Annotated in this window: 4 protein-coding genes; 3 read left to right on the forward strand and 1 reads right to left on the reverse strand. The window is 69.4% G+C overall.

Going from position 1 to position 3,561, the window contains the following annotated elements; genetic code table 11:
• The coding region (locus VF468_16990) for a dihydrofolate reductase family protein (protein HEX5879989.1) at positions 1 to 287 on the forward strand (287 nt) is incomplete at its 5' end.
• Positions 288 to 592: 305 nt separating this feature from the next.
• Here VF468_16990 and VF468_16995 read toward each other — a convergent pair.
• Positions 593 to 1,864: a hypothetical protein gene (locus VF468_16995; GenBank protein HEX5879990.1), complete on the reverse strand. Its 1,272-nt coding sequence runs from the start codon at positions 1,862 to 1,864 to the stop codon at positions 593 to 595.
• Positions 1,865 to 2,051: 187 nt separating this feature from the next.
• Here VF468_16995 and VF468_17000 point away from each other — a divergent pair, with 187 nt between their 5' ends.
• Together VF468_17000 and VF468_17005 are read left to right on the forward strand one after the other, a co-directional pair.
• A complete protein-coding gene (locus VF468_17000; protein HEX5879991.1) occupies positions 2,052 to 2,264 on the forward strand; it encodes a hypothetical protein in 213 nt (70 codons plus the stop codon).
• A 566-nt stretch (positions 2,265 to 2,830) separates the two neighbouring features.
• On the forward strand, positions 2,831 to 3,561 hold a 731-nt coding region (locus VF468_17005), incomplete at its 3' end, for a phosphoesterase (protein HEX5879992.1).

Below are 3,561 nucleotides of genomic sequence, written 5' to 3' on the forward strand. Positions count from 1 at the left end.
GCTCGTTGAAGTCGGTCGGCCCCAACGCCAGGCTTGTTGAGGATGATCTTGAGGGCGCGATCCGCGAGCTGAAGGCCGAGCGCGACGGGGAGATTGAAGTTGCTGGCCCGGACTTGGCGCAAAGCCTCACCGAACTTGGCCTGATCGATGAGTATCGAATCTACCTGCACCCCGTCGTGCTTGGTCACGGCAAGCCATACTTCGCCGGACCCCGGCCGCCGCTCCGCCTTATGGCTAATGATCGGATTGGCGAGGATGTGATCAGGTTGACCTACGTTCCTGCTTAATCTCGCGACTCGCCGGATGGAAATCGCCGCTGAAGTCTGGTCTTGGGTTGGGCCCAAAGCGACGGGAACGGCCCGCTCTGGTGGCGAACCCCGACGACATGGCGCGTGCATAAAGGGCAGCTATCCACCAACCTCTCCGGAACCTGTCGGTCGGCAGACGGCCCCCGTTGCGGTCACAGCGCTCGCGAGCCGGAAGGGCGACGCAGTGCGGCGATCTGCGCTCGCTAGCGGCGCTAGCGAAGTATGAACGGCAGATTGTATTCGTCATGTCTATCCAGCGTGGCGCGCCATTCGGTTCCACAGTGTCATCGCGAGGCCAGAGCGCCTGGGGGTGTGCGTGACGGTTCTGGCGGTGTCCGTAGCCACAGCGATGCCTGGGTGGGCTGGATGGTCTGGTCGACCACGGCCAGCAGGTCAATGGTGAGGGTGTCGAGGTCGACTTGGTCGCGCAGACGGGCCCCGAATCCCTCGATGATCCGGGCGGCGTCGTGGCGTCGCCGGTTAAACCGCTGATCCACCACGGCTTGGACCCGGCGGCGGGCCGGCTGGAACAGCGCGGCCACCGCCAGGGTCGCCCCGGCCACCACCAGAGGGGAGTCTCGGCCCAGGAGCTGGCCCAGGCCCAGGACCACGGCGGCGTAGCCCCCGCCCAGGACCAGGGTGAGCAGCCCGTAGGCCAGGGTGCGGCTGATGATCCGGTCCAGGTCGTACAGCCGGTAGCGCAGGACCGCCGCCCCGGTGGCCACCGGCGGGACCACCAGGCAGCAGCCGACGGCCAGGGTGAACAGGATCGCGGCGGCCGACCCCCCGACCACCAGGCTGAACAGGACGCCAACGGCGCCCAGCCCCACCAGCACCGCGGCCAGCGCCACCCAGCGCAGCTGCAGCCGCTCCACCCCGCGGGCGTGGCGGAACCGCCCGACCAGGGACGCGGCCGCGGCCGCCAGGCCCACGACGGTGACCGCCAGGGCCGTCCGGTTGGCGGCCAGCAGGACCCCGTCGAGGCCACGGAGGTCGAAGGGGCCGCTCAGGGCCTGGTAGCGCGGGTCCACCGGCCCGCCGGCCAGGGTCACCACCAGCACCAGGACGACCGGCGTGGCCGCCATCACCCTGGCCGGCCAGCGCCAGCGGGGCGAGGGCAGCGACCCGGTGGGCGTCAGCAGCAGGACGAAGCCGATCAGGGTCAGGGCCGTGAACACGGTCGCCGGCTGGTACAGCACGGCGTAGCGGGCCGCGGGCAGCGCGCCCGGGCGGACCAGCAGTCCGTACACGAAGTACTGCGCGGTCGCGGCGGTGCCGGTGAGCGACAGGGCGATGCCCAGCAGCAGCCAGCCCACCGGGTGGGCCGGGCGGCGGGCGGCCACGACCGCCCCGACCGTGGCCGAGCTCACCAGGGCCAGGACGGGAATGGCGACGTCCGGGAAGATGAACTGGACCAGGTCGGCCCGGCCGGCCTGGCGCAACAGCTCGTCCAGCCACGGCACGGCGGCCAGGCAGAGCAGGCTCGCCAGCCACAGCGCCCACGCCAGCCCGGCCGCCCACCGGCGCGGCCGGCCCGGTCCGTCGGTCGACGTCATCGCCGGGGTCCTGGCTGCTCGCAGCGCACCACCGATCCGGTCACCTCCCACGCTCGTCAGCTGCCAGTGTGGCCAGCCTGCGTCCGGGCAGCGTTACGAAGGACAGACCGGCCTCGGCTGGCCCGAGGCACCTACCAATCAACAGCGCGTGACTCCGTGCTTGCCTTGCCATCCGACATCCTGTCGGATGCGCTTGATCATCCCGATGATCATCCAGACGATCGGTCTGGATCCTTTTAGAGCCGTCTGGACCGAAAGCGCATCCAACCTGAGCAGCCTAGATCCGTCTGGAGCCGTCCAGATCGACGCCGAGCATCCGTCTCGTAATCGGAAGGTCGTCGGTTCGAATCCGACCTCGGGCTCCAAACAGCAGGTGAGAGGGCATGTGTGGCGTCGCTGACGGCGCAGCGGCAACCGGCGGTCATTCCATTGAGTGGCTCATGGCGCCGCAGGCACCCTCCATCTGCTTCGCTCGCAGGAGACCACCCGATCATTAGAACCCCCAGAACGCCCGTCGATGGGCCTCCTTCGCCAGCCCACTCCGGGCGGAATCACGGAAGTGGCCGATCAGGCCGTCCCTGCGGGCCAGGCGCGTATTCGCGCGCAGTCTAACAACACCAATTTGCGGCTTCGCCGCCATTTCCGGATTTGACAAGAGGTTTTCTGCCACTATCTGATCTCGGACCCCCGGCAGGCTTCGGGTCGTCTGCGGCGGTACCGATCCCATGCTTGGTTAGGTGATTTGCCTCCACTGGGCGGGTTGTGGGTAACTGCGCGCCGGCGATATGGGCCCTCGCCGGGCCGGTCGCCGAACCGGTCCGTAGTGTCTTGGAGGCTGAACGGCAGGTCCTTGACCCGCCCAGCGCGTGCGTTCCCTGTCCTTGCCCCCGCCAGGGTTCCAGCTCTCGACGCGACGCCCCTGGGCGGCGTCGCGCCCGGCGGTCGCCTGCAGAAGGGTGGCGGCAGATGCGCAAGCTCACCACGGTCATCGGCGTGGTGCTCATCCTGGCTCTGGGTCTGGTGGCCACCGTCGGGCGATCCCAGCCGGCGCGGGCCGCGACCGGCGACAGCGTGGTTCTGGCCTGGAACCAGCAGCTCCTCGACACCATCAAGGAGACCAGGACCGGCCCCACTATCGCCGCCCGGGCCTTGGCCGTGGTCCACAGCGCCATCTATGACGCCTGGGCGCCCTACGATCCGGTGGCGGTCGACAGCCGCCAGCGGCTGCGCGTCGTTGCCGACCTGCGCCAGCCCGCGGCCGAGCGCACCGTGGACAACAAGACCAAGGCGGTCAGCTTCGCCGCCTATGCCACCCTGGTCGACCTGTTCCCGGCGCGCCAGGCCAGCTTTGCCAAGCAGATGGCCAACCTGGACTATGTGATCGACGGGGGCGACAACTCCACCGCGGCCATGGTCGGCGGGGCCGCCGCTCAGGCGGTGCTGGACTACCGCCACCACGACGGGGCCAACCAGCTCGGCGACCGCAACGGCGGCGGCCCCTACTCCGACTACACCGGCTACCAGCCCGTGAACACATGGGACAAGATCAACGACCCCGACCGCTGGCAGCCGCTCTGTCTGCCCCTTCCCCCACCGGGCGCGACTGAGTGCCCGGGCAGGATCCAGACCTACCTGACCCCGTTCTGGGCCAAGGTCACCCCCTTCGCCCTGACCAGGCCGGACCAGTTCCGCCCCCC

The sequence above is a fragment of the Actinomycetota bacterium genome, from assembly GCA_036280995.1.
Classification (GTDB): domain Bacteria; phylum Actinomycetota; class CALGFH01; order CALGFH01; family CALGFH01; genus CALGFH01.